Annotated in this window: 21 protein-coding genes and 2 riboswitches; of the genes, 8 read left to right on the top strand and 13 right to left on the bottom strand. The window is 37.4% G+C overall.

The features are described from left to right. The 6 genes from ACSBPO_RS03640 to thiM all read right to left on the bottom strand — a co-directional run bounded on the left by ACSBPO_RS03640 (position 1) and on the right by thiM (position 5,452). Positions 1-1,107 (bottom strand): LuxE/PaaK family acyltransferase, encoded by a 1,107-nt coding sequence (locus ACSBPO_RS03640; RefSeq protein ID WP_442598724.1) that lies wholly within the window; start codon positions 1,105-1,107, stop codon positions 1-3. Then, positions 1,104-2,411 carry a solute carrier family 23 protein gene (locus tag ACSBPO_RS03635; protein ID WP_442598723.1) on the bottom strand — a complete coding sequence of 436 codons (1,308 nt, stop codon included), beginning with the start codon at positions 2,409-2,411 and terminating at the stop codon, positions 1,104-1,106. Before ACSBPO_RS03635 ends, ACSBPO_RS03640 begins: the two co-directional genes overlap by 4 nt. 6 nt (positions 2,412-2,417) lie before the next feature. Then, entirely contained in the window at positions 2,418-2,936 is a 519-nt protein-coding gene (gene thiW, locus ACSBPO_RS03630) for an energy coupling factor transporter S component ThiW (RefSeq protein WP_442598722.1), read from the bottom strand. Positions 2,937-3,030: 94 nt separating this feature from the next. Next, positions 3,031-3,153: riboswitch (TPP riboswitch) on the bottom strand. Between the two features lie 36 nt (positions 3,154-3,189). Next, the gene (gene thiE / locus ACSBPO_RS03625) at positions 3,190-3,828 is read right to left on the bottom strand and encodes a thiamine phosphate synthase (protein WP_442598721.1); all 639 of its coding nucleotides are present in this window, start codon (positions 3,826-3,828) and stop codon (positions 3,190-3,192) included. Beyond that, positions 3,825-4,640 (bottom strand): bifunctional hydroxymethylpyrimidine kinase/phosphomethylpyrimidine kinase, encoded by an 816-nt coding sequence (thiD, locus tag ACSBPO_RS03620; RefSeq protein ID WP_442598720.1) that lies wholly within the window; start codon positions 4,638-4,640, stop codon positions 3,825-3,827. The genes thiE and thiD overlap by 4 nt, the downstream gene beginning before the upstream one ends. Next, on the bottom strand, positions 4,640-5,452 hold the full coding sequence (thiM, locus tag ACSBPO_RS03615; protein ID WP_442598719.1) for a hydroxyethylthiazole kinase: 813 nt from the start codon (positions 5,450-5,452) through the stop codon (positions 4,640-4,642). Before thiM ends, thiD begins: the two co-directional genes overlap by 1 nt. Before the next feature lie 266 nt (positions 5,453-5,718). Further along, positions 5,719-5,828, bottom strand: a riboswitch (TPP riboswitch). Between the two features lie 197 nt (positions 5,829-6,025). Here thiM and ACSBPO_RS03610 point away from each other — a divergent pair. Continuing rightward, positions 6,026-6,844, top strand: coding sequence for a YitT family protein (locus ACSBPO_RS03610; protein ID WP_442598718.1), 819 nt, complete (start codon positions 6,026-6,028; stop codon positions 6,842-6,844). Positions 6,845-6,885: 41 nt separating this feature from the next. Here ACSBPO_RS03610 and ACSBPO_RS03605 read toward each other — a convergent pair whose 3' ends face one another. Further along, a complete protein-coding gene (locus ACSBPO_RS03605) occupies positions 6,886-7,026 on the bottom strand; it encodes a hypothetical protein (RefSeq protein WP_442598717.1) in 141 nt (46 codons plus the stop codon). 146 nt (positions 7,027-7,172) lie between these two features. Beyond that, on the bottom strand, positions 7,173-8,462 hold the full coding sequence (locus ACSBPO_RS03600) for an ATP-binding protein (RefSeq protein ID WP_442598716.1): 1,290 nt from the start codon (positions 8,460-8,462) through the stop codon (positions 7,173-7,175). 328 nt (positions 8,463-8,790) lie between these two features. Here ACSBPO_RS03600 and ACSBPO_RS03595 point away from each other — a divergent pair, with 328 nt between their 5' ends. Next, the gene (locus ACSBPO_RS03595; RefSeq protein ID WP_442598715.1) at positions 8,791-9,489 is read left to right on the top strand and encodes a Na-translocating system protein MpsC family protein; all 699 of its coding nucleotides are present in this window, start codon (positions 8,791-8,793) and stop codon (positions 9,487-9,489) included. A 112-nt stretch (positions 9,490-9,601) separates the two neighbouring features. On the opposite strand, the gene ACSBPO_RS03590 is transcribed toward ACSBPO_RS03595, so the two are convergent. Continuing rightward, positions 9,602-10,186, bottom strand: coding sequence for a vWA domain-containing protein (locus ACSBPO_RS03590; RefSeq protein WP_442598714.1), 585 nt, complete (start codon positions 10,184-10,186; stop codon positions 9,602-9,604). A gap of 96 nt (positions 10,187-10,282) precedes the next feature. On the opposite strand from ACSBPO_RS03590, the gene ACSBPO_RS03585 reads away from it, so the two are divergent. Further along, positions 10,283-10,789, top strand: coding sequence for a hypothetical protein (locus ACSBPO_RS03585; RefSeq protein WP_442598713.1), 507 nt, complete (start codon positions 10,283-10,285; stop codon positions 10,787-10,789). 141 nt (positions 10,790-10,930) lie between these two features. Here ACSBPO_RS03585 and ACSBPO_RS03580 read toward each other — a convergent pair whose 3' ends face one another. Continuing rightward, on the bottom strand, positions 10,931-11,530 hold the full coding sequence (locus ACSBPO_RS03580; protein WP_442598712.1) for a hypothetical protein: 600 nt from the start codon (positions 11,528-11,530) through the stop codon (positions 10,931-10,933). 179 nt (positions 11,531-11,709) lie between these two features. On the opposite strand from ACSBPO_RS03580, the gene ACSBPO_RS03575 reads away from it, so the two are divergent. The 4 genes from ACSBPO_RS03575 (at position 11,710) to ACSBPO_RS03560 (ending at position 18,407) form a co-directional block, all read left to right on the top strand. Continuing rightward, on the top strand, positions 11,710-11,892 hold the full coding sequence (locus ACSBPO_RS03575; RefSeq protein WP_442598711.1) for a hypothetical protein: 183 nt from the start codon (positions 11,710-11,712) through the stop codon (positions 11,890-11,892). A 187-nt stretch (positions 11,893-12,079) separates the two neighbouring features. Continuing rightward, positions 12,080-13,489 (top strand): phospholipase D-like domain-containing protein, encoded by a 1,410-nt coding sequence (locus ACSBPO_RS03570; protein ID WP_442598710.1) that lies wholly within the window; start codon positions 12,080-12,082, stop codon positions 13,487-13,489. A 96-nt stretch (positions 13,490-13,585) separates the two neighbouring features. After that, positions 13,586-16,765 (top strand): DEAD/DEAH box helicase, encoded by a 3,180-nt coding sequence (locus tag ACSBPO_RS03565; RefSeq protein ID WP_442598709.1) that lies wholly within the window; start codon positions 13,586-13,588, stop codon positions 16,763-16,765. A gap of 349 nt (positions 16,766-17,114) precedes the next feature. After that, the gene (locus tag ACSBPO_RS03560; protein WP_442598708.1) at positions 17,115-18,407 is read left to right on the top strand and encodes a serine hydrolase domain-containing protein; all 1,293 of its coding nucleotides are present in this window, start codon (positions 17,115-17,117) and stop codon (positions 18,405-18,407) included. Between the two features lie 35 nt (positions 18,408-18,442). Here the strand turns inward: ACSBPO_RS03560 and ACSBPO_RS03555 are convergent, their stop codons facing one another. The 3 genes from ACSBPO_RS03555 to ACSBPO_RS03545 all read right to left on the bottom strand — a co-directional run bounded on the left by ACSBPO_RS03555 (position 18,443) and on the right by ACSBPO_RS03545 (position 21,183). Then, complete coding sequence (locus ACSBPO_RS03555; RefSeq protein WP_442598707.1) at positions 18,443-19,513, bottom strand: tellurite resistance/C4-dicarboxylate transporter family protein; 1,071 nt, start codon at positions 19,511-19,513, stop codon at positions 18,443-18,445. A gap of 105 nt (positions 19,514-19,618) precedes the next feature. Further along, complete coding sequence (locus ACSBPO_RS03550; RefSeq protein ID WP_442598706.1) at positions 19,619-20,269, bottom strand: class D sortase; 651 nt, start codon at positions 20,267-20,269, stop codon at positions 19,619-19,621. A 56-nt stretch (positions 20,270-20,325) separates the two neighbouring features. Beyond that, a complete protein-coding gene (locus tag ACSBPO_RS03545; RefSeq protein WP_442598705.1) occupies positions 20,326-21,183 on the bottom strand; it encodes an LPXTG cell wall anchor domain-containing protein in 858 nt (285 codons plus the stop codon). 416 nt (positions 21,184-21,599) lie between these two features. On the opposite strand from ACSBPO_RS03545, the gene ACSBPO_RS03540 reads away from it, so the two are divergent. Then, positions 21,600-23,675 carry a hypothetical protein gene (locus ACSBPO_RS03540; protein ID WP_442598704.1) on the top strand — a complete coding sequence of 692 codons (2,076 nt, stop codon included), beginning with the start codon at positions 21,600-21,602 and terminating at the stop codon, positions 23,673-23,675. Positions 23,676-23,683: the final 8 nt, after the last annotated feature.

Here is a 23,683-nt window from a genome sequence, read left to right as displayed (position 1 = left end):
TTACCTGACACCGCCTAGATTGGATTGCAGCAGTTGATCGACGGCAATGGAACAACCTCTTGCCTCTGAACCCTTGATTCGACCAAGAAGTTTAAAACCGTGCTCCGTTTTATAACCGATATCCTCCGTTAAAATGGCCAGGCAGGAATTCCAATTGGCGAGATCATAATGAGCAAGGACCCCTGTTTCTCCATCTTCAACTGGCTCTAAAGTATCGGTATTTAATACAATTGTTTTCACCCAAGCAGGACCTTTTTTTTCAAAAACAAGTGAGTCATTTTCATAGTTTGATAGAATGGTCTGGTCATAAATTTGCGAGCTTAATTCGGTCATGCCGTACATGTTGATGCAGTGACTACGCTTAATATGGAAGTACTGGTGAAAATCCGCATATAATTGTTCCATTTCAACCTCACGCGATTGTCCCTTAAAACCTCCTGTATCAAAAATTCGACTTTCCTCTGAAAGCTGAAAATGTATCCCATTTCCCTTCAAATAATCCAGCAAGTGAACATAGGCGAAGGTAGCTCCCATTAACATAATGGGCTCTTGGCGTTGTTCACATTTTTTCAATTCGTTAACAAGCTGATCCATTTTCAAGCCTGTTTCATCAAAGAAAAATTGACTATTTTCTGTTCCAAAATAAGTTACCGCATTCGTAAGGTACCTTGAAAGAGAAGAATTCTGATTCAAATCTGCAGCCGGCGATAAAACAAATATAGTAACTTTTTCACGGTCAGGAAGAACATAGTGCTTAAATGGTCCTCTCATAGAGGCATCCCAGACGGAGAGCGTAGGGTGATAATTTTTCCCCTTTGCCTCCGGGTTGGTCGTACCACTTGTCATAAAAATGGCTTCCGCTTCTTCCAGTGGTTCACATGATAAAGTTAATTCCTTATACCCTTGAATAGGCATTGGCGTAATTTGAGTCCAATGCTTCACGGTTAACGGTGTTTTTTTACGATTCTGGCAAAACTTTTTATATGGTTGATTATATTGAAATTGGTAGCGAAAAAGCTTTAAGGCTAGGTCGTTAAAATGAGAGTCCTCGTTAGAATTAATGAATTGTAGTATGTCTTTGGTAATGTTTAGCGAATCCTCTCTCATGATTGTTCCTTCTTTCTAAGTAGGTTCGGTATGTTGACAAGAATAAGCTGAAGAATAATGGACATAAACGCTCCGATTAAAATACTGTTGGTGAAAAAGGTTCCAATAATTCCTTTTGCATTGGATGCAAAATCAGGTAAAGAGATGGCGAGCATGATGGAAATTCCAATTATCATATAATTCTTATCGTTTTTTTCGACCTTGGCTAGTATTGAGATACCAGTGTAGATTAAGGTTGCTGCAGCTGGTAAAAAGATACCGCCTACAACCGCATCTGGTGTTAAGGCAAGAAGAGCACCTGCTTTCGGGACAAGCCCTAAAATTAGAAATAGAATGCCTGCTACCATCACTGGGAATCTTGAGCCAACTCCAGTTAATCGTAATAACCCGACATTTTGTGCATACGCCGTCGTAGGAAATCCTCCAATTAAAGAGGAAACCATCGAACCAGCAGACTCTCCGGCAAAGCCGTTACGTATTCGTTTCGAATCTAACTCTGTGTTTAACATCGATGCGGAAGCCTGGTAAACACCCATTGCTTCAATTACCGCAACAATATACGCTACAAAAAAGGTAATAAAGGTGCTCCACTCAAAGGTTAATCCTCCATAAGGCAAGAAATGAGGCAAACCGAACCAGGCTTTTTCAGAAATCATAGAGAAGCTAGTTTTTCCATTCATCAAAGCAATAACATCCCCGATAACGAGGGCAATTAAGAAAGAAAATGACTTCCAGATTCCCTTCCCAAAAAGAGACAATAGTAGAACAATGATCGCTGTCGGAATCGATAAAATTAAGGTGGATGAACTCATAAAGTTCTCATCCCCGGGTGACCCGCCTAAAAATTCATATAACGTAAAACCTGATAACGATATCCCCACCAAAAAGATGACAGTTCCAGAGATCACTGGTGTGAAAATACCCTTCAAACGATTAATCACGCCCGTTACAGATAAAATAAATACAATAATCGCACTTAAAAAAATACCTCCACTGGCTGCTGCCAATCCATTGGCTTTACCAGCTGAAATCATAATCGAATCAAAGGCGGCGGAAGGCCCTTGTATGATTGGTAGTCGAACTAGTTTAGTAGCTTGAACTAGAGTAACGAGCCCTGCTGCAATAAAGATGGCGTTGACCATATTAGCCGCCATCGCAAAAGGTAATCCAATCATGGCCGCTACAAAAATCGGGTCAAGCCAAACATTTGATACGAATACATGCTGCAGGCCATATAGTAAGTTTTGAATAGGTGGTAGCTTTTCTTCTATACCAATTGATATTTCATTTTGAGTGTTTTCCATTTTAGGTTAGTCTCCTTTTATATCTTGTTGTTGGATATTTTGAAAGATCACTACCTTCTTTTTTAAAAAGATCGAGAGAATGATAGCTCCGATTAATGCTCCAGCAAATGAGCTGAAAATAAATAATGGGATAAACCCAAATAACGTCGCCTTTTGACCAAGAACGAATGTGGCAATCGGGTAAGAAAGCAAAGCCCCAAGGATTCCTGTTCCAATCACTTCTCCGAAAAAGGCCATATAGATTTTTCTCGTTTTTAAAAATAACAGCGAAGCAAGGAGTGCCCCCACCATACTTCCTGGGAAAGCAAAAATAGAGCCGGTCCCCATCATATTTCTTATTAAGCTGGTACATAGGGCTTGTGCCACCGCATAATATGGCCCCAGCAGCACTGCAGATAATACATTAATAAAATGTTGAACGGGAAAAAGCTTGGTGAACCCAATTGGAATAAAAAATAGATTACTAGAAATGGTTCCAATGGCGATGAACATGGCTGTCAGTGTGAGCTTATGAGTTTTACGCATAAAAAAATCCCTCCAATGTTTTTAATAAGCACTGAGGGATGACCTTTTCATACATTCCATTCCTGAGATTACAAGACTGGTACATGTAATAAGTTATCACTATTTTACACTTCCCTACGCTGGTATGATCCAGATCAGGTGCAAGGGTTTAAGACCTTTTGTGTTAGTGGTCTAATCTCAGCCTATTGTTTCGATTTTGGCTCCCCCAGTGCTGGTATTTAGTTTTTAGTTGTATGGTAATCAGCTTTCAAGACTACAATGACTCAAACACACTTTTTCTCAATTCTCTTGCGGCTTCACGAATAGAATCCGCATGGCTTATTGCAGTAATAACGGAGACGCCATCAGCTCCACCTTTCATAACAACACCAGCATTTTCAGCTGTAATCCCTCCTATTCCTACGATTGGAATAGTGATTCCTTTTGCACGGAATTCTTCTATTAGAGTGGTACCTCGTGATTCCTTCGCAGCTTCCTTTGTTTTAGTCGGAAAAATGGGCCCCAATCCAAAGTAATCAGCTCCGCCTTCTATCGCGATCATGGCTTCTTCCAAACTATGAACAGACACGCCAAGAATTTTATCGCCTATTATCTCTCGAACCGCCGCGACCGGTTCATCTTCTTGCCCAATATGAACACCATCGGCATCGAGCAAAATAGCCAATTCAATGTCATCATTCACGATAAAAGGGATTTGATGGGCTTTGCATATTTGCTGAAGTTCCTTGGCTAGTTTCACTTTTTCCTCACCTACCAAAGCTCCGCTTCCCTTCTCACGAAACTGAAAAAGAGTAATTCCTCCTTCTATGGCTTCTTCCAATACTTCACTTGGCGTCTTCCTGCAATTCGTACTTCCCATAATAAAATAGACTTTTAATAGTTCCGTAATCATTTTCCCCCAACACCTACCCAATTTCTTTTTCGATAAGCCCAATGATTAGTTGGTCCATGTCCTCGCCCAATTTGTAAATCATCCTCAATTGCTGCCTGGATAAAGTTCTTTGCCTTTGAAACGGCTTCATAGACACTTAAGCCCTTTGCCAATTCTGCTGTAACCGCCGCTGAAAAAGTACAGCCTGTTCCATGTGTATTCTTAGTGCTGATTCTTTTACTTGAAAAAGTGGTAAATTCGTTTCCATCAAACAATAAATCAATTGATTCCAAATGATTTTCATCATGGCCACCTTTAATCACCACATGTTTTACCCCTAAATCATAAAGCCTTTGAGCTGCTTCTTTTTTATCTGCAAGGGTTTGAATAGACATATCAGTCAAAACCTCTGCTTCTGGAATATTCGGTGTCACGATCATTGAAAGCGGTAATAAGTATTGCTTTAAGGCAGAAATGGCTTCCATTTGTAGTAATGATGCTCCTCCCTTTGCAATCATAACGGGGTCAACCACGACATTTTTCCAACCGTAAGTTTGAATTTTTTCAGAAACCGTTTGGATAATTTCTGCATTAAAAAGCATCCCTGTTTTCAATGCATCCGTTCCCATGTCATCTCCTATCGATTCGATTTGCTTGACTACTGCTTCTGCTGTCATCGGGTATACAGCTTGCACCCCTAACGTATTTTGGGCCGTCACAGCGGTTAAAGCAGACATCCCGAATACCTCTAATTCTTGAAAGGTTTTTAAATCGGCCTGGATTCCAGCACCGCCGCCACTATCTGAACCTGCTATGGTTAAGGCTTTTTTCATCACAAAGACTCCCCTCGTTTGTTGAACTGACCATGCTGCTGAATATCTTCCTCAGATACAAGTGATAATTGATTTAAAAACTCTATTTGAAAACTACCCGGACCGCTATTTGTGAGAGCGGCTTTCTCTGCAGCAACCCCATAGAAGGTTAAAGCGGAAACAGCTGCCAATAGAAGGTCTTTTTCTACTCCGGCAAAAGCACCAATGACAGAAGTTAACAGGCACCCCGTCCCTGTTACTTTTGTTAAAATTGGATGTCCATTGGAAACCAAGTAAGTGGTTTCTCCATCCGTTATGACATCGTCTTTCCCAGTAATCACAACAATGGTTTTTAATCTTCTAGCAGCAGCTACAGCCAGCTCCAAGTTATTCCCCTGATTTTCACCAGCATCAACGCCCTTGATTTCCCACTTTTCCCCTACTACATTGGCAATTTCAGCTGCATTTCCTCTTATGATCGATATGTTTACTTCACGCATGATTTTTTGAGCGGATTCCGTTCGGAAAGGAGTAGCCCCTGCCCCAACTGGGTCAAAAATGACGGGAATTCCATAAACGTTTGCTGTTCTTCCTGCTAGAATCATAGAATCGACCACTTCACGGTTTAGTGTTCCAATATTCAATACAAGTGCACGCGAAATTTTTGCCATATCCGCTACCTCTTCTGGTGCATAGGCCATTACCGGCGATGCTCCTAAGGACAATAATCCATTTGCTGTAAAATTGGTGACTACTACGTTGGTGATATTATGTACAAGCGGATTTAACTCCCTCACCTTTTGCAGAGTTGAACTGATACTGTTGTGATCCATCAACTTTCCTCCATTCATTTAAATAAGCTGTTTTCGTATAGTTTGTGGTTTTGGTAAAAATCCCTAAAGCCGGATTTTTACAAGCACTCTTAATAAGTGCTCAGCTCTTTTCTTCATTTTCATATGAGTTTTTACACCTTATATTGTGTTAGGTCTATCTATTAGTAAGAAAAAGCAACAAAGTTTCAGAAAAGAGCCTTAAAAAAAACAAAAAAAGCCAGATCCAAAAAAAATTGGACCTGACTTCAATAGTCTGAGAACAAAAAACATTCACACGGCTACTTTCCTACGCTGGTATGATCCAGATCAGGTCCGAAGGGTTAAAAAACTTACCGTTTTCCTCTCAGCCCGAAACAGGGCACCCCTAGTAGTTCACATTTATTTAATTCAATCTTATGATAGTCTACATTTTTTTATTAGTAAAGCATTTTCTTCAATTGAATAAATATTCATCACCACTAAAGTTGTATGCATTCTAGATATATAAAAGTTTAAATTATCTTATAAATTCATTTATGCAAATTCTCCTATATAATGAGGTTTATTATCTCTTGACTTTAGGAGTGATTTTGATTGAAAATCCTTGGAATTATAACAGGTTCTATAATTGTATCCATCGCCTTTAATCTATTTTTAATCCCCCATGAAATTATGAGCAGTGGCATTAGTGGCTTATCCCTCATACTAGGAATGATTACTCCTTTGAATGCAGGAATATACAATTTTTTGTTGAACTTACCATTATTAATCATTGGTTATATAAAATTAGGAAGAACATTTATTTTTTATACGATACTATCTGTTGTGACTATTTCCATTAGTATGTATTTTATTCCGATTGATGAGATTGCCAGTAACTCTATTTTATCCTCTGTCTTTGGCGGAGCTTTAGTCGGTTTAGGCATTGGGATTATTTTTCGCTCGGCTGGTTCATCCGGTGGATTTGATATTATCGGAATGTTATTATCTCGTCATAAGGATTTTCCGATGGGGACATTGTTATTTGCAATGAACGGTTTTGTTATTCTGATTTCCGGTTTTCTTTTAAGCTGGGATGCTGCATTAAATACGTTAGTTTCCATTTTTATTACCGGAAAAGTGATTGATTCCATTCATACTCATCATGTCAAAATAACCCTTATGATTATTACGCAAAAAGGGGAAGAGATGAGACAGCATTTGTTGTCCAATGTGTATAGAGGAGTCACAATCATTGATTCTGTAGGAGGGTATTCTAACGAAAAAAGTAATATCCTTATAACTGTCATTTCCCGTTATGAATTAACAGAAGTGAAGTCACTCATTCATGAAGTCGACCCAACTGCCTTTGTGAACATCACGAAAACGATTGAAGTAATGGGATTATTCCATCGAAAAGAAATTGCCTCATAAAAAGGTAGGCACCGTATACGATTACGGTGCCTATTTTCTTATTATTGGCCATCTGCTCCATTTGAGGTTACACGTCGAGTATGATCATCTTCAAAATTATTTTTTCGAAGAGCTTCTACTTTGTCTTCTAATAATTGCTTTTGGTCCACTTGGGAAGAAGGCGTTGTCTTATCCTTTGACATCTTTTCCCCTCCTTTTCACTAGATTTTTCACCCTTTTATTTTGCATTGAATTAAAATTATCATTCCTCACCCACAAAAAAAGTGCCTGCCCCAGGTAAGAACCTTGAGGAAGACACTAGATGGATAAGTCATATTTTCTATTATAATTATTCAGTTACATTTTCTTGAATGATTTCAGCAGGAATCATGATTGAAAAATGTGTACCCTTGCCTACTTCACTAGAAACTTTAATGATGCCACCTAAAGCTTCAATAATCCGATAACAAACCATGATTCCAATTCCAGTTCCTGTTTCCTTTGTCGTAAAAAATGGTTTTCCTAATTGTTCAATTTGTTCAGGGGTCATACCAATCCCTTGGTCAATGATATCAATCGTGACGTATTTATTTTGTTTTCCAGCCTTAATTTGAATCGTGCCACCTTGTGGCATAGCTTCAATGGAATTTTTTATTAGGTTTACCAATACCTGCTCCAATTTGCTTCTTTCCGCCCTAATAAATAGTTGGTTTGCAACAACTGTATGAAATTCAACTCCCTGCACTAATGCATAGGGTATCATCACATTTACTGCTTTTTCTATTTTGGTTTTTACCTCAAATATCTCAAGATTCTCTGGATCTGATTGTGGGCGGGCAAAACTTAAGTAATCCGTTATGATCATCTGTGCACGATCTAATTCATTTAACATGATTTCACCAAAAACTTGCAATTTCTCCTGATTCATATTTTCTTTAGCAAGCATTTGAATAAAACCACGAACAACGGTTAATGGATTTCTAACTTCATGTGCAATAGAAGCCGCAAGATGACTAACAACACGCATTTTCTCCGCTTCTTGTAATTCGTCTGTAATTTGTATGTGTTCCCGGTGTTTTTCTATTAAGAAAATCAAGATATTAATTCCTAATGTGTTTGATATAACAAAATATAAAAAGAAAATAACCATGTCTTTTGTTATATAAAAACCAGACCTTAAACTGATTGCTGTTAAAGAGACTGTCATAACCATTACTGATAAAAAGAAACTAAGTAAAGTTGATACCTTTAATCTTTTTTTATGCGAATAATGTGGGAACTTCTTGATTTGATAGAAAATAAATGGAAGAACAATAATATGTGATATAAGGGTTAGGTATATCCCCTGTCCGCCAATAATAACACGGTAACCAAACATAAAGGCAGATAGAGAAATCCCTACCCAAGGACCTCCATATAAAATTCCAATAATTAACGGAACATCACGTAAATCATATAAGTATCCGTCAAAAATGGATATCGGAAAAGACATACAAAGCCAAATTGAAACACTGCCAATCATGAATCCAATAAGTACATCTCTTTTAGTTGTATTTAAGGAGTAACCTTTTGTCCCAAACATTTGATAGAGCAAAATAGGAAGCAGTGTGCTAAAAAGTTGTACAATGAGGTCCTTCATTTGTTAATATTCCTTCCGATTCAGAAATTAATTAGGATGCACTCAATATACCCCTTGGCGGTATGTAAAACAAAAAAGCCAAAATAGAACTCCTTATGGAGCGTCTATTTTGGCTTATGCATGAGCTCAATCGAAATTGTCTATCCATCTTCCAAACAAAGTTTTTATGAAATTTACAGAACCGCAACCGATTTTAATATTAAAAAGATAATGACTTCCATTCATCCATCCTTTTCAACTGTAACTTAATAAAGCATGATTAGCAATAGAATAGGAAATAATAGTAAAAATAGAATACTACCACTTCATATTCGAAAGGCTGAGTGTAATGCAAGCTTCTATTCAAGAAAACCTTTTAAGTATCAGCAATTTGACAAGTAAATTATTAAGAAAAAATTTCGGAAGAGGTCCAGACTCGTGTCATGCCTCATTAAATAATCGTTTTCTTGTCTTTTACATACGGGGATTTCTTACACCAATGGAAACTGTTCTTCTAGAAAACGGGAATTCAGATAATATTGAAATTTCGAGAAATATTGTTATGCAAAATTTACTTTCCCAATTAAAAGGGGTACTTGAAATTGAATTTGAGCTTGATGTTGTATCTTATTATCATGATTGGAACTACCCGAACAATACAGGAACCATTATCGTTGAATTTGAAAGTGCCATTATTACTGTTCAGAACATCGATTCCTTCCCACAACATGAGCCTTTAGTTAATGAAGTAAATCGAATTAGTATATTGGTTGAAAAAAGCCCTGAGAAAATTGAGGCATACCAAATAACGAATAAACTTTTTTTGGTAAAGAGGATTGGTGTTCTAGTTCCAATCGAAAAAGCACTGATAGCAAAAGGGTTTCAACAAACACTGAATATAACAAAAGATGAATTAGAAAAATCCTATCTACATCGTGATGGTCGTTTTGAAACGATTTTTAACCAACCGGTACTCGATATCTTTGTTGATTGGAATTTTAACGAAGATAACAGTGTCATATGCTTTGTTCTAAAATCCTTGCCTTAATTCAGATCAATTAGTGGAAAACGAATAGAAATAATCCATTTATAACAAAAAAAATGCTTCAAATAAACTCCTCATATCTATTTTTAATGAGGAGTTTTTTTGAACATAAAATTTATGAACGTCTTTTCTCTGTTATGGCCTCAGAAATCATGTTATACATTTTTTCTACACCCTTTTCCGAAGCTTCAAAATGGTAAGCATGATCCGTTGAAATTCCCATATTTTCTGCCTCTTTGGCTACATCAATATTGGCCCCCATAAAAATAAATTCCCAATGATATTTCTCTTGTTGATGCAAAATGAGCTCCTTTACTTTTTTATAGGTGAATTCACGGCTTGCGTTTTCCATTCCATCCGTTGTAATAACAAAAATCACCTTACCTGGTCTATTTTCTTCTTTTGTGCAAGACAGCCTATAACCTACATCTAAAATCGTCTTTCCAACCGCATCCAAGAGTGCCGTACAACCGCCAACGAAGTATTCATTTTCTGTCAGTTTGACCTCTTTCGCATCTATACCGTTCCATAATACTTCATACTCATTATCAAATAATACTGCCGTTACTAAGGTTTCCCCCTCCACTTCACTTTGTCTTTTTATAAATGCATTAAAGCCTCCTATCGTGTCACCTTCAAGTCCAGCCATTGAACCACTGCGGTCAAGTAAGAAAATAATCTCCGTGAGTTTGTTAGTCATCTCTACATCCTCCTCAAGTTCATCATGATATAATAGTAGCTATGTATCACCATTAGTTGGTCGCCTAAAAAGCGACATTTTTAGGAGGTATGTTTTGTGATAAATAGAATGATTCTAGAAGAGCTGCAGGAGTATATCGATCATCACTTAAACAAAATGATTTTAGCGGAATCAATGATTTCCTCAAAATATATAGAGCATCAAATTCTCGAGGACCTGCACTCTAGCGAATTAGAAGATTTTATTAAAACAAAACGAAAACCTACTTTTCAGAAAGTTTTATTTCAATACATTGATAAAAAAGAAGCTAGCGATGTGGAGATTTACAAAAAAGCAGGACTAGACCGTAAGCTATTTTCCAAGATACGGTCAAACGCTAACTACCACCCTAGGAAAAACACGATAATTTCTCTTGCCCTCGCTTTGGAGCTAAACATAAAAGAAACCGACAAGCTTCTCAGCTCTGCCGGTTACTCTTTGTCGGACAGTGACACCTTTGACTTAGTGATTCAATTTTGTATCGAGAAAAAAATTCATGATTTGGATGATGTTAATCAAGCATTAGATTATTTTAGTTTAAAACCGTTGAGTGGTGTAATTTAAAAACTCTCAGGAAAAGTCCTATTCCTGAGAGTTTTCTTTTCTACATAAAGAGATGAATTTTTTGTCTTTCCAACTTTTATTTCCTCGGAAATTGTAATTTTAAAGAACCCCTACTGGTATGAATTGTCACATTTTAGAAGCTTATTGGAAAGTCTCAGTTGGTAAAAGTGGGTGGTTATTTAAGATATTTTCAACTTCTTCGTAGCCAATTGGAAAAGCAAAATTATATCTTGCTGGCAGTGCAAAAACGTATTTTGAGTTCCGTCCTAGCTCACTTGGGCCAATCGGTGCAGCACCAATATGGAACGTCTCATTTTGAAGTGATTCCCATTGTGAGAGTGTAAAAACAATAATAGGGATATCTTGTCGTATGTTTTGAGAAGTCCACTCTGGATGTCTAATCAACACTAGCGGTCCTGTTTCGACAACCTTTTCCCCTTGTGAGCCATCTAACGCAAGCCCCTCCCACTTTTCAGTCACAATCTTATAACTTTCCCAGCTGGCAGGTAAGGTGAAATCAAATCCATATTTAGTATTATGATACATTACAGAACCGGCTTCGGATTGTTCCTTGTTCACTTCTTCTGTAGTTTCATTTGTTTGCTCTGATTCACCTACTGTTTGCTCTGAATCATTTGCTTGATTAGGGTCATTTATTGGAGAAGCTTTTCCTTTAGATGCACAACCATACAACGAAAGACTTAACAATAACATAAGGGCGATTACACCCAATTTTTTCATATGATAACCTCCTGAAAATACCTTATATATAATAAGACGGAACTGTTTCGGTTTCGTTTCATAAAAATAAAAAGAGGGCTTAATTTTTTAGTACCCAATCGAAGGAATGGACTATTGCATAAGACTGGCTTCCATAAAATATGATAACAATAAGAGTCCTAATGGAAAGGATGATGAACATGGCTATTTTTAATAAAATTGCTTTATTCTTTGTTGTTATATATTCCGTCTGTATTATTTTGAATACGTATTTAGGAGAATATGAACGAGTACAATCAAATGTGATCTACTTCTTAATGAATGGATTTGCTTATATCGTATCGGCATGGGAAATGGAGAAAGAAAAAATAGTACTAAATTAATTAAAAAGCCACGCTTTTCCGACTTGGAAAAGCGTGGCTTTTTTTCATATCACCTAACGGACTTGTTGTTATTTCCCCTTTGATCTTTCATATTGTAAAAAATGTTGAACAAACTAATAGCAATGATTATCGGAGTTTCAGGGTTTCAAAGGAGGTAAATTCCATAAAGAAGGTTAGGAGAGCATTTATGATTATTCTTATTTTTTGTTTACTTTATATCACGATATTTGGAGTAGTTATTTTAAAAGATAAACATCCAAAGATAAGTAACTCCTTTAAGGAACAGCATCAAGTACAAAGGTTCTATGGGAATGAACCTTCGCAAGACCGCGTTATTTTATTAGAGGAAAAAACCTTTGCGGGACTTGCACGTGTCAATCTAATGGAAAATGCACAAGAATCGATTGATCTTGCTTATTACGCCATTCATAAAGGATACATTACCGATTTGATTTTAGGAATGATTTTAGATGCGGCTGATCGAGGTGTAAAGGTTCGAATCCTACTGGATGGAATTTTCCATGGGCTAAGATTTAGTTTAAAAGATACTCAATACGCCTTAATCAATCACCCGAATGTCGAAATTAAATATTATGAGCCGTTTCATCCACACCTGCCTTGGACGTGGCATAATCGACTCCATGATAAGTTATTTATTATTGACCATAAGTATGCAGTTATTGGTGGAAGGAATATCGGGAATCGTTATTTTGTTGAAGAAGGTGAGAAAAACCCTACCAATGACCGAGATGTTCTAATCCTTAATACCGAGCCGGAGTCAAAGGAAGGCAGTGTCCTCAACCAAATGGAAGGGTACTTTAATGAAGTATGGAACCATCCATATACAAAACATCCATTAGAAAGGCTATCCGAACGGCAACAAAAGAAAGCCAAAGAAGCTAACCAGCAATTAAAAGAGAAACTGGAGAATTTAAGAAAATCGGATAAAACCTTATTTAATAATTATTATGATTGGTTGAAAATGTCCCTTCCAACTAAAAAGGTTACCTTTATTCATAATCCAATCCAAAGGTTTAATAAAGAACCTTGGGCATGGTACGATTTAACGAATTTAATGAAAAATGCTAAAAGGTCTCTTGTCATACAAAGCCCTTATGTCATTCCAACGAAACCGATGCTTCCTTATATGGATAAATTACAAGTTGCGCCAGAGAATACGACTGTTTTAACAAACTCGTTAGCATCAACGGCTAATGTTATTGCCTATTCAGGACATATCAAACATATCAATGGCATGGTTAATAAGGGTGTGAATGTATTAGAATATCAAGGGCCAGACTCTATCCATGCCAAGACCTTTATCTTTGATGATCGTTTGAGTGCCATTGGTGCTTTTAATATGGATGCCCGGTCTGCGTTTTTAAATACCGAATCTATGGTGGTTATTGATAGCGAGGAGTTTACCGAAGCCCTTAAAAAGGAAATGGATCATTATTTTAATAAGAGCTTAAAGGTTGCGAAGAATAAAGAATATGTAGAGGACCCACACTTAAAACCAGGTAAAGTAAGCTGGTTTAGATCTTTCAGTGTTAAGGGACTATCCTATATTACCGGTTTATTTCAACATTTGTTATAAAGATGTCTCCTTCCAATAAGACTATAAAACTTTTCTATTCACTCATGAAAGATTATAATGAGAAAAATAGTAACTTACTTTGGAAGGAGAAGAGCATTGGATATCAAATTAAATCAAAAGATCATTCAAGATTTGTGTGGTACAGTCTCCTTCAAAAGAGGAGACTCTTTTTATCGTAATCATAAAGTAACGCTTTTAACATATAGCCCGGACCTATGTGAAGCAACGGTCACAGGTGGTGAAGATTTCTATGTCACAATTAAGAAAAATGTCCATGGTGGTTTTTCGACTAAATGCAGCTGCCCTAAGCTCGCTTCTTTCCAAAAAGATTGCCAGCATATTGCGGCTGTTCTCCTTGCCATTCAGGACAAGCAACGGCAAAAGGTCTTACACCAGGATAGCGATATAGAACATCAAGAACTTTCGAATGGATTATTAACCCTTTTTAACGATAAACCTAATAGGTCTAGTGGCCATCAGCGTCATTTTGAAAATAGAGAAGTTTTAGATGTAGAGTTTACTTTTCAACCTGTTTCACTAGGAAATGAGGAACATCTTTTTACGGTGAAACTTACAATAGGTAAATACCATGTTAAGGATATTCGTAGCTTACTGGGGCACGTAAAAAGAGGCACGCCCTTCCTTCTTTCTGATACGTTCACTTATAACCAAAGCCAACATTGCTTTCAGCAACAAACGGATGCCATGCTGCAACAGTTAATCTATGTGATGGATGATGAAAAATGGTACAACAAAGGTCAAATGGCCATTGATTTAACCAACTTACTTATTCCCCCTTCCTCTTGGGAACGGATTGTACCTTTTCTTAAAAAAGCGCCTTTGGCTAAGCTTACTTATGATAGACAAACTTTTCACCAACTGTCTTTTTCAAATGAAGACCTCCCTATTCATATTAAATTGGAGGAATCGAATGCTGGTTATCACCTAAACATAGAGGGTTTAACCAACCTAATTATTTTCCAGTCATATGGTGTTGTTTTACATGAAGGGAAACTGTTTACAGTGAAAACGGAGGATAGTGAGCGACTCATCGAACTAAAGGGGATGCTTTATACTTCTGAAAAAAATCATATCCCCATTCCGAATGAGCAACTTGATTTATTTTTTGAAAAAGTGCTCCCAGGATTAAAAAAACTGGGATATGTTCAAATAGCCGAGTCTATAAAAAGTCGAATGGGTAAGTCACCTTTAGTGGCAAAGCTTTACTTAGATCGACTCGGAAATCGTTTGCTTGCTGGGCTTGAATTTCATTATGAAAATTGGGTGATTAACCCACTCGAGGATCATCAAAAAAGCTCCATTGTTTTACGTGATACAAAAAAAGAGGCGGACATCCTGCAGTTAATGGAAGAAGGCCAATTCGCAAAAACAGAAGGCGGATATTATTTGCATAATGAAGAACTGGAGTATGAATTTTTGTATTACATTGTTCCAAAGGTTCAAAAGCACGTGCAAATATATGCAACGACAGCTGTTAGAAATCGAATTTTTCGAGAAAATACTCGCCCTCAAATTCGTGTAAAAGTAAAAAAGGAACGCACCAACTGGCTTGAATTCAAATTTCAACTAGATGGTATTGCAGATAAAGAAATTCGCGACATCCTTCAAGCGTTAGAGGAAAAACGCAAGTACTATCGTTTGAAAAACGGCTCGTTGCTATCATTGGAAACGAGAGAATTTGAAGAAATCCAACGCTTTCTTCGTGCAGTTCCTGAACAGCATGAGGATTTAGAAAGTGGTTTGAATGTCCCGATTGTTAGAGGACTTCAGCTGCTCGATTCGGTTGATCACCAGACTACCTTTGAATTTGAAAAATCATTCCGAGGGTTTTTGGATGACTTCTACCATCCAGAAAAATTAGAATTTGAAGTCCCCTCTTTATTAGCTGACATTTTAAGAGATTATCAAGTCAAAGGCTTTAAATGGCTAAAAACTCTGGCTAACTATGGATTTGGGGGAATATTAGCGGATGATATGGGGCTAGGGAAAACCTTACAAAGCATTGCTTTTATTATTTCGGAGTTATCCACGATACGGGAAAGAAAACAGCCTGTATTAGTAGTTTGCCCGGCATCTTTAACTTATAACTGGCTTAATGAGCTCATGAAATTTGCTCCCGATGTTCAAGCCATTGTCATCGACGGGACAAAAGAGGAACGCTTAAAAGTGGCAAAAGAAATGGATGAATTAGACGTGGTCATTACCTCCTATCCGCTGTTACGCAGAGACATCAAGTGGTTTGAACAACGAGAATTTCACACGGTTTTCTTTGATGAGGCCCAAGCCTTTAAGAATCCATTAACCCAAACAGCACGAGCGGTAAAAAGAATATGTGCAGACCATCTTTTCGCTCTAACAGGTACCCCTGTCGAAAATTCCCTAGAGGAGCTTTGGTCGATTTTTCATGTCGTATTTCCTGAACTTTTTCTTGGACTAAAGGAATTCAGTCATCTGACAAAGGTAAAGGTTGCCCGGCGTGCTCGTCCATTTCTATTACGCAGACTAAAAGAGGATGTATTATCTGAGCTTCCTGAAAAAATCGAATCTGTTGACTCGGCTGAATTACTTCCCGACCAGAAAAAACTGTATGCTGCCTATTTGGCCAAGCTTCGTGAAGACACGTTAAAGCATTTAGACAAAGACACCTTTCGTAAAAATAGGATCAAAATCCTTGCTGGCTTAACTCGCTTGCGCCAGATTTGCTGTCACCCAGCCCTTTTTGTGGATGGCTATAAAGGAAGTTCTGCTAAATTTGAACAGTTGCTGCAGATCATCGAGGAATCGAGAATCTCAGGCCGACGAGTATTAATCTTTTCGCAGTTTACAAAAATGCTTGGATTGATTGGCCGTGAATTTACTCGACGAGGACTTCCGTTTTTTTATTTAGACGGACAAACACCTCCAGAAGAACGAGTTGAAATTTGTGAGCAATTTAATGGTGGCGAACGAGATTTATTTCTCATTTCTTTAAAGGCTGGAGGTACTGGCCTAAACCTAACTGGTGCAGACACGGTTGTCCTCTATGATCTATGGTGGAATCCAGCTGTCGAAGAGCAAGCTGCTGACCGAGCCCACCGCATGGGCCAAACAAAGGTCGTCCAAGTCATAAAGCTCGTTTCACGAGGAACCATCGAGGAAAAAATGAATGAACTGCAAGAGAAAAAGAGACTGTTAGTGGAAGAAATTATCGATCCTGGAAAGAATGGTACACAAACGCTTAGCGAAGAGGATATTCGTGAAATTTTGATGATTTAAAAGGATTTTGAGCACCACCCTTTTTTGAGGGGTGGTGCTTTTTTAGTGGATTAAACTTGAAAACTAGGTTGGGTGCTGATTGATTTGTTGATTTTTTAGAGAAACCCACATGCTTTTGAACAGTGGATTTCGTTTTATCAACCGGATTTCCACATTTATCAACCGTTTTGGCCCATTTATCAACCTCAAATCAGACTTTATCAACCGATTTTACAATTTATCAACTTTTCGGTAAAAAATCTCTTTGATTGTTTCTCTTTCTGCCCAATTTTAATAGTACACATAAAGGGTTTCGGAGGTAATTAACTATAAATTGTCGAATACCTTTTTAATAATAGGAGGTAATGTTATGGCAGAATTTGATTGGATGAAATTAGAAGAATTTATATTGAATAAAATGGAAGAAGAGAATATTGCAGGAGTTTCAGTTGGAATCTCATCCAACGGAGAAACGATTTTTCAAAAAGGGTTTGGTTATCGAGATGTGGAATTACAGTTGCCAGTGACTCCAGAAACGATCTTTGGAATTGCTTCCGTAACGAAATCCTTTACTGCCTTAGCCATTATGGATTTGCAAAATCAGGGTTTGTTATCTGTTCAGGATTCTGTGATTCAATATTTACCAGAATTCAAACTTTATGGTGTACATGATATGAATTCGATTAAAATCTGCCATCTTCTTTCTCACACGACAGGAGTTCCACCTATGGAACGATTTGAAGCTTGGAATCATTTCAGGGATCATTCTGCCTATTTAGCAAAAGAAGAGTACGAGTTATTAGGTGCCCCTGGTGAATATTTCAGTTATTGCAACGATACTTTCCTATTATTAGGCGCGATTATCGAAAGAATAACAGGAAAACTTTTTCGAAGATATATGACAAATCAGCTGCTCGAGCGACTTGAGATGGACAGATCCACTTTTAGCTTAGAAGAGTTAGAAAAAATGGATAATGTGTCTGTGCCTTACCATTTTAATACTAAATTGAATAAGGTTGAAAAAGTAGATTGGCCCAAACTAGGAAACTTCGAGGTAGGCGGAGGAATCCGTTCAAATGTCGTAGATTTACTGAAATATGGTCAAGTATACATAAATGGTGAGTTTCCACATTCTCAAAAAATGTGGGAGCCCTTCATTCAGGTTGGACGAAATTCCTATTATGGGTATGCATTAAATGTCACTCCTAATTATGCAGGTGAATTTACACTTGTCCAACATGGCGGGGGGCAACCAGGTGTGTCATCAAACTTTGGTTTTGTTCCTGAGAAAAAATTAGTTGTTACGGTGCTAACCAATGTTGGTGGTGTAAGTGCCGGTGATATTTGGCTTGCTGCTGTGAATACGGCTCTTGGGTTACCAATAGAGCATAAACAAAGTGAAGAACCGTTTTACGAAATGTCAGTTAATGAAATAAAGAAATTTGTGGGTACCTATACTTCAAAAGAAGGCGGCAATACCAAGATACTTTTTGAAGATGGAAAATTATATGTAGAGATGGATGATCAAAAGTTTGACCTTCGAGCAAGCGGGCCCGATACCCTAGTTTTAGTAAAATTTGAGAAGCCGATAAAGTTCTATTTTAACAACAGTGATAAACCTTGGGCTTTGTTTAACGGCTCTAGAGTTTTAAGAAGAATATAGTTACAGATGGCACCACTACTTGTGGTGCCTGAAATTTAGCCTTCGTAAAATGAGTCCTCTGCTGGTAATTTTGTTTTGCGGATGAAATGATGAAACAAGTGATGAACTAAGCCTAGAAAAACAAATATCCATGCAGCCATTGCGATATACACCATGAATTTTGGTATAACCATCAAAAATGGAACATCTAATGCCTTGGATAGTTGAAAGGTGCTGGCTGTGTACATGGCCAGAGGGAACGCCATACCCCAAAACTGTGGATCATAAGAAAGCGGGTATCTATGATAAAAGTGACGCCATATCATCAGAATGAATAACAACGGAATCCACCATGTGCCCATAATCCAGAAAAACAGTGTAAACCCTTTTAAAAAAGGGGTGATTTCTAACAACAGGTTCCAGTCATGTGAATGAAGGATGAGCGTGGAACCTGCCAAAGTGGTGATCGCAACTGCCCCCATATTAATCCAGTATGGCGGGGTGAGAGCAGAATGATCTAATTTTAAAAAAGTAAATCGATAAAAGATTAGCGTAATGATGTTTAGATATAACATACATCCTAAAAAGTACATACATAATGTAATAAATAAAATGATTTCCTGCCCATTTTGGACATACGAAGAAAGCAGAGTTCCAAGGATGGAAATGGATTGAGAGGCAACAACCGCAATCAACCATGCCCCATTGATGCCATCAGCAATAGGTGGTTTTTCCTTTCTCACCGTAACACCCGCAAAAAAGGTATACATAATGACAATCCACAAAAGAATAGCTAGTACCCATAAGTATTTAGCGATGGAAACATAATCAGCAACGATAATCAGCTGGCTTCCTAAAACACAGGTTCCAGCCACTAATGTGAAAAATCCAGGGCCAATGGTGTGACTTGTTATATCCGCTACTACTCTAGGAAAATAGCAAAAAAGGCGAATGAGGGTAAGCAGCCATAAAATAAGGTAAGCAACCAAATTGACATACAACAAAAGCCTGCCAATCCACTCCATCCCAAGCTGATAAGTTCCAATGGATAATGCGCCTGTTGCCATAACTAACGCAAAATAGCCTGGAAAGAGATTTACTGCTTTTTGTTTCAAATAGTCAAACACGTTCTCACTCCTACAGAGATGAAATATTGAACCATATCTATTTTAGCATAAAAGAAAATAGGGGGTTCTCCCCTCTGCTTTATCATATCTCTATAGTTGGAAATCTCAATTAGTTTCTAGTTTAGCATGGATAATTAAGCGATGAGTACCTGTATCAATTGGATCACAGGTGATGAGAGTCAGGATTTTATGCGAACCTTGTGACTCTAGAACAGATAAGTTATCAGGATTTACAATTAAAATGTCATAAACTTGATAAGTATAATGATTCTGTTTATCCTGTACCTTTATTTCGTCTCCAACCTGTATTTCATTAAGTCTATTAAACATTTTTCCAAAAGCACGGCTTCTATGGGCAGCAATGGCTGAATTCCCCACTTGACCAAGTGGAGCTGTACCCTCTAAATGCCCTGCTGCAATCTCAAGATTTTTAAGGTCCGCACCTTCTAAAATAGGCAGCTTTAAATCAATTTTCTTAATTTCAATCGTTCCTATCATCCCTTGCTGCTGGTTTTCGTCTGATTTCTGCTGAACGCTTGTTTCTGAATGTGATTGCGAATCATTGTCTTTAGAGAATGCTTTTTCTAGAGTTTTATAGCTTTCTTCTAACTCAGAATTTCCCACCTGCTGTTGCTGTTCCCATTCTTGGAACAGCTTTTCTTGCTTATATGAACTATAAATCTGCATTCCTTTAGGATAGAGCATAGTTCCAAGACCTAAAAGGACTAATAAAACGGCTAAGAATTTCTTCATCATTGAGCACCTCTATTTAAAAAGAGAGAGAATGATTCTCTCTCTTTATTTAAGCTTAATTATTTTCGTTTTCTAAAAAGGTAGAAGACACCAAGTGAAGCTAATAGAAGTCCTAATAGATAAAAATAAATTGGACTGGATTCACCAGTTTTAGGCAGTACACCTGTTAAGGTTGGATTCTTCTCATTAGAACCTTTACTTGTTTTTTCTTCAGCCTTTTCTTCACTAGGTTTAACCTTTACCTCCTTGGAAGGAGTGACCTTTTCAGAAGAAACAGGCTTAGATATAACTGGTGCAGATTCTTCTTCCTTCTTAGGCTTTTCACAGCTCTCTAACCAATAATTAATTGTCCCCTGTGCCTCAACGCCAATTCTTACTTGGTCAATTGGGACAACGACTTCCCCTGTTGGTGTCATAAGTTTAAACCCTGTTATATCATCTTTTACATATTCGCCTTTGTCCTTTAGCTTATAAAGCGGAGAATTCCCTTGTGTATACATTTGCTTCCATTCACCGTTCCACTGAACGAATACAGAAGTAACGGATTTCCAACAATTTTTTAAATGAAGATGAATTTGGGTGCTCTTGTTTGTATTAGACTGATTTTTTGAAGAGGTAGTATGGTTCTTTTTTTCTGTTTTGTTTGGAGTATTTTTTTCTAGAGAGTTATGGTTATTTTTAAAAGCATTTTTTTGAGGAAGATGAGTGGATTTTTGATTAAGCTGTTTTTTGGGGGCTGCTTTATCCCTGCCATGTCCTACATATGGTTGATGGGTTTTATGTTGGTTATTATTTTTCATATGATCTTGTTTATTATCAGAGCCTTTCGCCAGACCTACTGTAGGAAAAATTAATAGGAAGGTTAGGATAGCTGTGATCATTAGAGAAATGATTCGGTTTAAGCGGATATTTTTCATATTCAACCTCCTTTCCCTTCTAAACTAAGATTAGATAACTAGTGATTTATACTATTCATTTCTTTTCTATGAGAAACCCTATCGATTTTACTAAAAGTGCCTACAGTTCCTATTACTTTGTATGAAAATAGAATTATGAAAGAAGTACTAGGATAGGCGAAAGTTGATAAATCTGGTTTACGGTTAATAATGTGCTCTAGTTGGTTGATAAATGTACAAATGCGGCTGATAAAAACGAAAATCCGGTTGATAAAATCATTTTTTAGATGCTAATAGGAAAAGTGTATAAATGGATTTCTATTAAAATATAGGGATTTAATGTTAATAGCAGCCCCTGTAGAACTAGATATGCAAACAACTGCACGCCAATTTGGTAGACGAATATACTAATAGGAATCAAATACTGAGGTGATGGTATGTACTCATTAGATTTCCCTACGATTCTTGCTGGACCCATTATTCGTCGCCTTGCCCCCTCTGAAGTTTATATATGGATTGCGTTAAGTCAGCGGCAGGCTATAAATTCCGAAATTTACGAGATTACCATAAATGAAGACAAAACCCATTACGACTTACTTCCAACATATACCATGGCACAAGAAATCCAACTAGGTAAGCAACTATATGTTTATCTTATCAAAATATCCCCTAGTAACCGATCCTTCCCTACTGACACCCTACTTGGCTATAATTTAAAGTTCTCCGCAGGGAATCAACATTTGGATCTGAGCAGTTTTGATTTACTCCATCCTCATCAACCTCAATCGATTGTATATGGAAATCTTCAGTATCCTACGTTCCATATTAAAAAAAGGTATGATTCAAAAGTAATATATGGCTCTTGCCGAAAAATTCATGGGGATGGCGAGGATACTTTAACTCTAGCGGATTCACTTCTTCAAAAGGAATTTAATAATTTCGCCGAACGACCAGATTCACTGTTTCTCATGGGGGACCAAATATATGCGGATGATATTCCTGACCCGTTAATTCATGTCCTAACCAAATTGGGTAATCAACTTATCGGGGATGAATATCTTTTAAATATTGATAAACAACTAGATAATGAACCTTTTAAAATGGCTCTGGAACAGGTAAATGGCAGACAATTTATCATGGAACACTTATGTAAATTCACCTCAAATACCGCTCATAACCATTTAATTAAACTTGGGGAGTACGCTGCACTTTATTTACTATCATGGAGCCCGGATCTTTGGGAGCTAGCTGTGGAAAATCAACTATTCGAATCATTTGAAGATTTACTAGAAAATAATGGAATATACTTTATTTTCTCAAACGAAGACCATCAATCAAAGGAATACCGGTATGAAAGGTCCAATTTACAAAAGAGATATTTAGAACAGCAAGAAGCATTAATTCCATTTCAGCATTCTCTTTATCAAATAAGAAGACTGTTAGCAAATATTCCAACGTATATGATGTTTGATGACCATGATATCACGGATGATTGGAATCTTAGCTATGATTGGAAAAATAATGTCTATTCCGCACCACTTGGCCGGCATGTCGTTGCAAATGGGCTAACGGCTTATTGGGCCTTTCAAGGTTGGGGAAATCAACCAAAGAATTTTGACCTTTCTTTTTTAAATGTGGTCGAACAATACTGCCATTCTTTGATTGCTGGAAAGATGTCCAGCCAATACAATCAATGGTTAGACTTAATGTGGCACTTTAATGGTTGGCAGTTCGTTACAGCTACTCAGTCACCAGCACTATTTTTAGATATTCGCACCCATCGAGAATACGAGTTAACTCCCCAACCTTTAAAGTTTGGAAAAATCATTAAAGAAAAACCACCTGCCCCTATTCTTGTAAGTGAGGAAGGATGGGCTGCCGCTTCTAACCTTCTAAGGGAGAGTGGTTGGAGAAGCCCACAAGCTCTAATCATTATTTCCCCTACACCTGTATACGGTCTGGGATTGATCGAATCCTTCTTACATGATTATGTCTATCCTCTTAGAGTTCTTGGAATCAATATTCAAAATGCCATTGATTACGAAGCGTGGAAATATAATGGGAAAGGATTTACCGAATTCCTACTTCATATAGCGGAGTGGAATCCGAGTGAATGCATCATTCTTTCAGGAGATGTTCATTATGCTTCCTCAGTTAGGTCAACCGTTTCTTTTCCAGATGGCCGTGACTTACAAATTAGCCAGTTTACTAGTAGTCCTATTAAAAACTCAAGCTTTTCTGGGTTTGGAGGATTGCTTTTAAAAATAGCGATGATGTTCAATAGTTTCCAGCGTAAAAATAAAGATATTCATAGATATTGTGATGAATTTTTCCATATTACCCGGACAGATACTGAACCAGAATTTTTTGTTTGGAAAGACAAACTCCGGTATCAACCATTACATTCTACTAACCTTATTGAAACAAAGAACAATCTTGGAATTTTAACATTGAACGGTAAGGGAGTTCAAAACAAGTTAATGATAAAAGAAGAGAAAACTTCAAACGGTTGATAAATTTT

This window comes from Neobacillus sp. D3-1R (assembly GCF_052180215.1).
Taxonomy (GTDB): domain Bacteria; phylum Bacillota; class Bacilli; order Bacillales; family Cytobacillaceae; genus Pseudoneobacillus.
The sequence above is the reverse complement of the archived record's forward strand: the minus strand, read 5'-3'. Positions and strand labels throughout refer to the sequence as shown.

What these genes read in the sequence shown, in the direction of transcription:
- ACSBPO_RS03640 (WP_442598724.1), bottom strand. Translation starts at nt 1,107, where the DNA reads ATGAGAGAGGATTCGCTAAACATTACCAAAGACATACTACAATTCATT.
- ACSBPO_RS03635 (WP_442598723.1), bottom strand. Translation starts at nt 2,411, where the DNA reads ATGGAAAACACTCAAAATGAAATATCAATTGGTATAGAAGAAAAGCTA.
- thiW (WP_442598722.1), bottom strand. Translation starts at nt 2,936, where the DNA reads ATGCGTAAAACTCATAAGCTCACACTGACAGCCATGTTCATCGCCATT.
- thiE (WP_442598721.1), bottom strand. Translation starts at nt 3,828, where the DNA reads ATGATTACGGAACTATTAAAAGTCTATTTTATTATGGGAAGTACGAAT.
- thiD (WP_442598720.1), bottom strand. Translation starts at nt 4,640, where the DNA reads ATGAAAAAAGCCTTAACCATAGCAGGTTCAGATAGTGGCGGCGGTGCT.
- thiM (WP_442598719.1), bottom strand. Translation starts at nt 5,452, where the DNA reads ATGGATCACAACAGTATCAGTTCAACTCTGCAAAAGGTGAGGGAGTTA.
- ACSBPO_RS03605 (WP_442598717.1), bottom strand. Translation starts at nt 7,026, where the DNA reads ATGTCAAAGGATAAGACAACGCCTTCTTCCCAAGTGGACCAAAAGCAA.
- ACSBPO_RS03600 (WP_442598716.1), bottom strand. Translation starts at nt 8,462, where the DNA reads ATGAAGGACCTCATTGTACAACTTTTTAGCACACTGCTTCCTATTTTG.
- ACSBPO_RS03595 (WP_442598715.1), top strand. Translation starts at nt 8,791, where the DNA reads ATGCAAGCTTCTATTCAAGAAAACCTTTTAAGTATCAGCAATTTGACA.
- ACSBPO_RS03590 (WP_442598714.1), bottom strand. Translation starts at nt 10,186, where the DNA reads ATGACTAACAAACTCACGGAGATTATTTTCTTACTTGACCGCAGTGGT.
- ACSBPO_RS03580 (WP_442598712.1), bottom strand. Translation starts at nt 11,530, where the DNA reads ATGAAAAAATTGGGTGTAATCGCCCTTATGTTATTGTTAAGTCTTTCG.
- ACSBPO_RS03575 (WP_442598711.1), top strand. Translation starts at nt 11,710, where the DNA reads ATGGCTATTTTTAATAAAATTGCTTTATTCTTTGTTGTTATATATTCC.
- ACSBPO_RS03570 (WP_442598710.1), top strand. Translation starts at nt 12,080, where the DNA reads ATGATTATTCTTATTTTTTGTTTACTTTATATCACGATATTTGGAGTA.
- ACSBPO_RS03560 (WP_442598708.1), top strand. Translation starts at nt 17,115, where the DNA reads ATGGCAGAATTTGATTGGATGAAATTAGAAGAATTTATATTGAATAAA.
- ACSBPO_RS03550 (WP_442598706.1), bottom strand. Translation starts at nt 20,269, where the DNA reads ATGATGAAGAAATTCTTAGCCGTTTTATTAGTCCTTTTAGGTCTTGGA.
- ACSBPO_RS03545 (WP_442598705.1), bottom strand. Translation starts at nt 21,183, where the DNA reads ATGAAAAATATCCGCTTAAACCGAATCATTTCTCTAATGATCACAGCT.
- ACSBPO_RS03540 (WP_442598704.1), top strand. Translation starts at nt 21,600, where the DNA reads ATGTACTCATTAGATTTCCCTACGATTCTTGCTGGACCCATTATTCGT.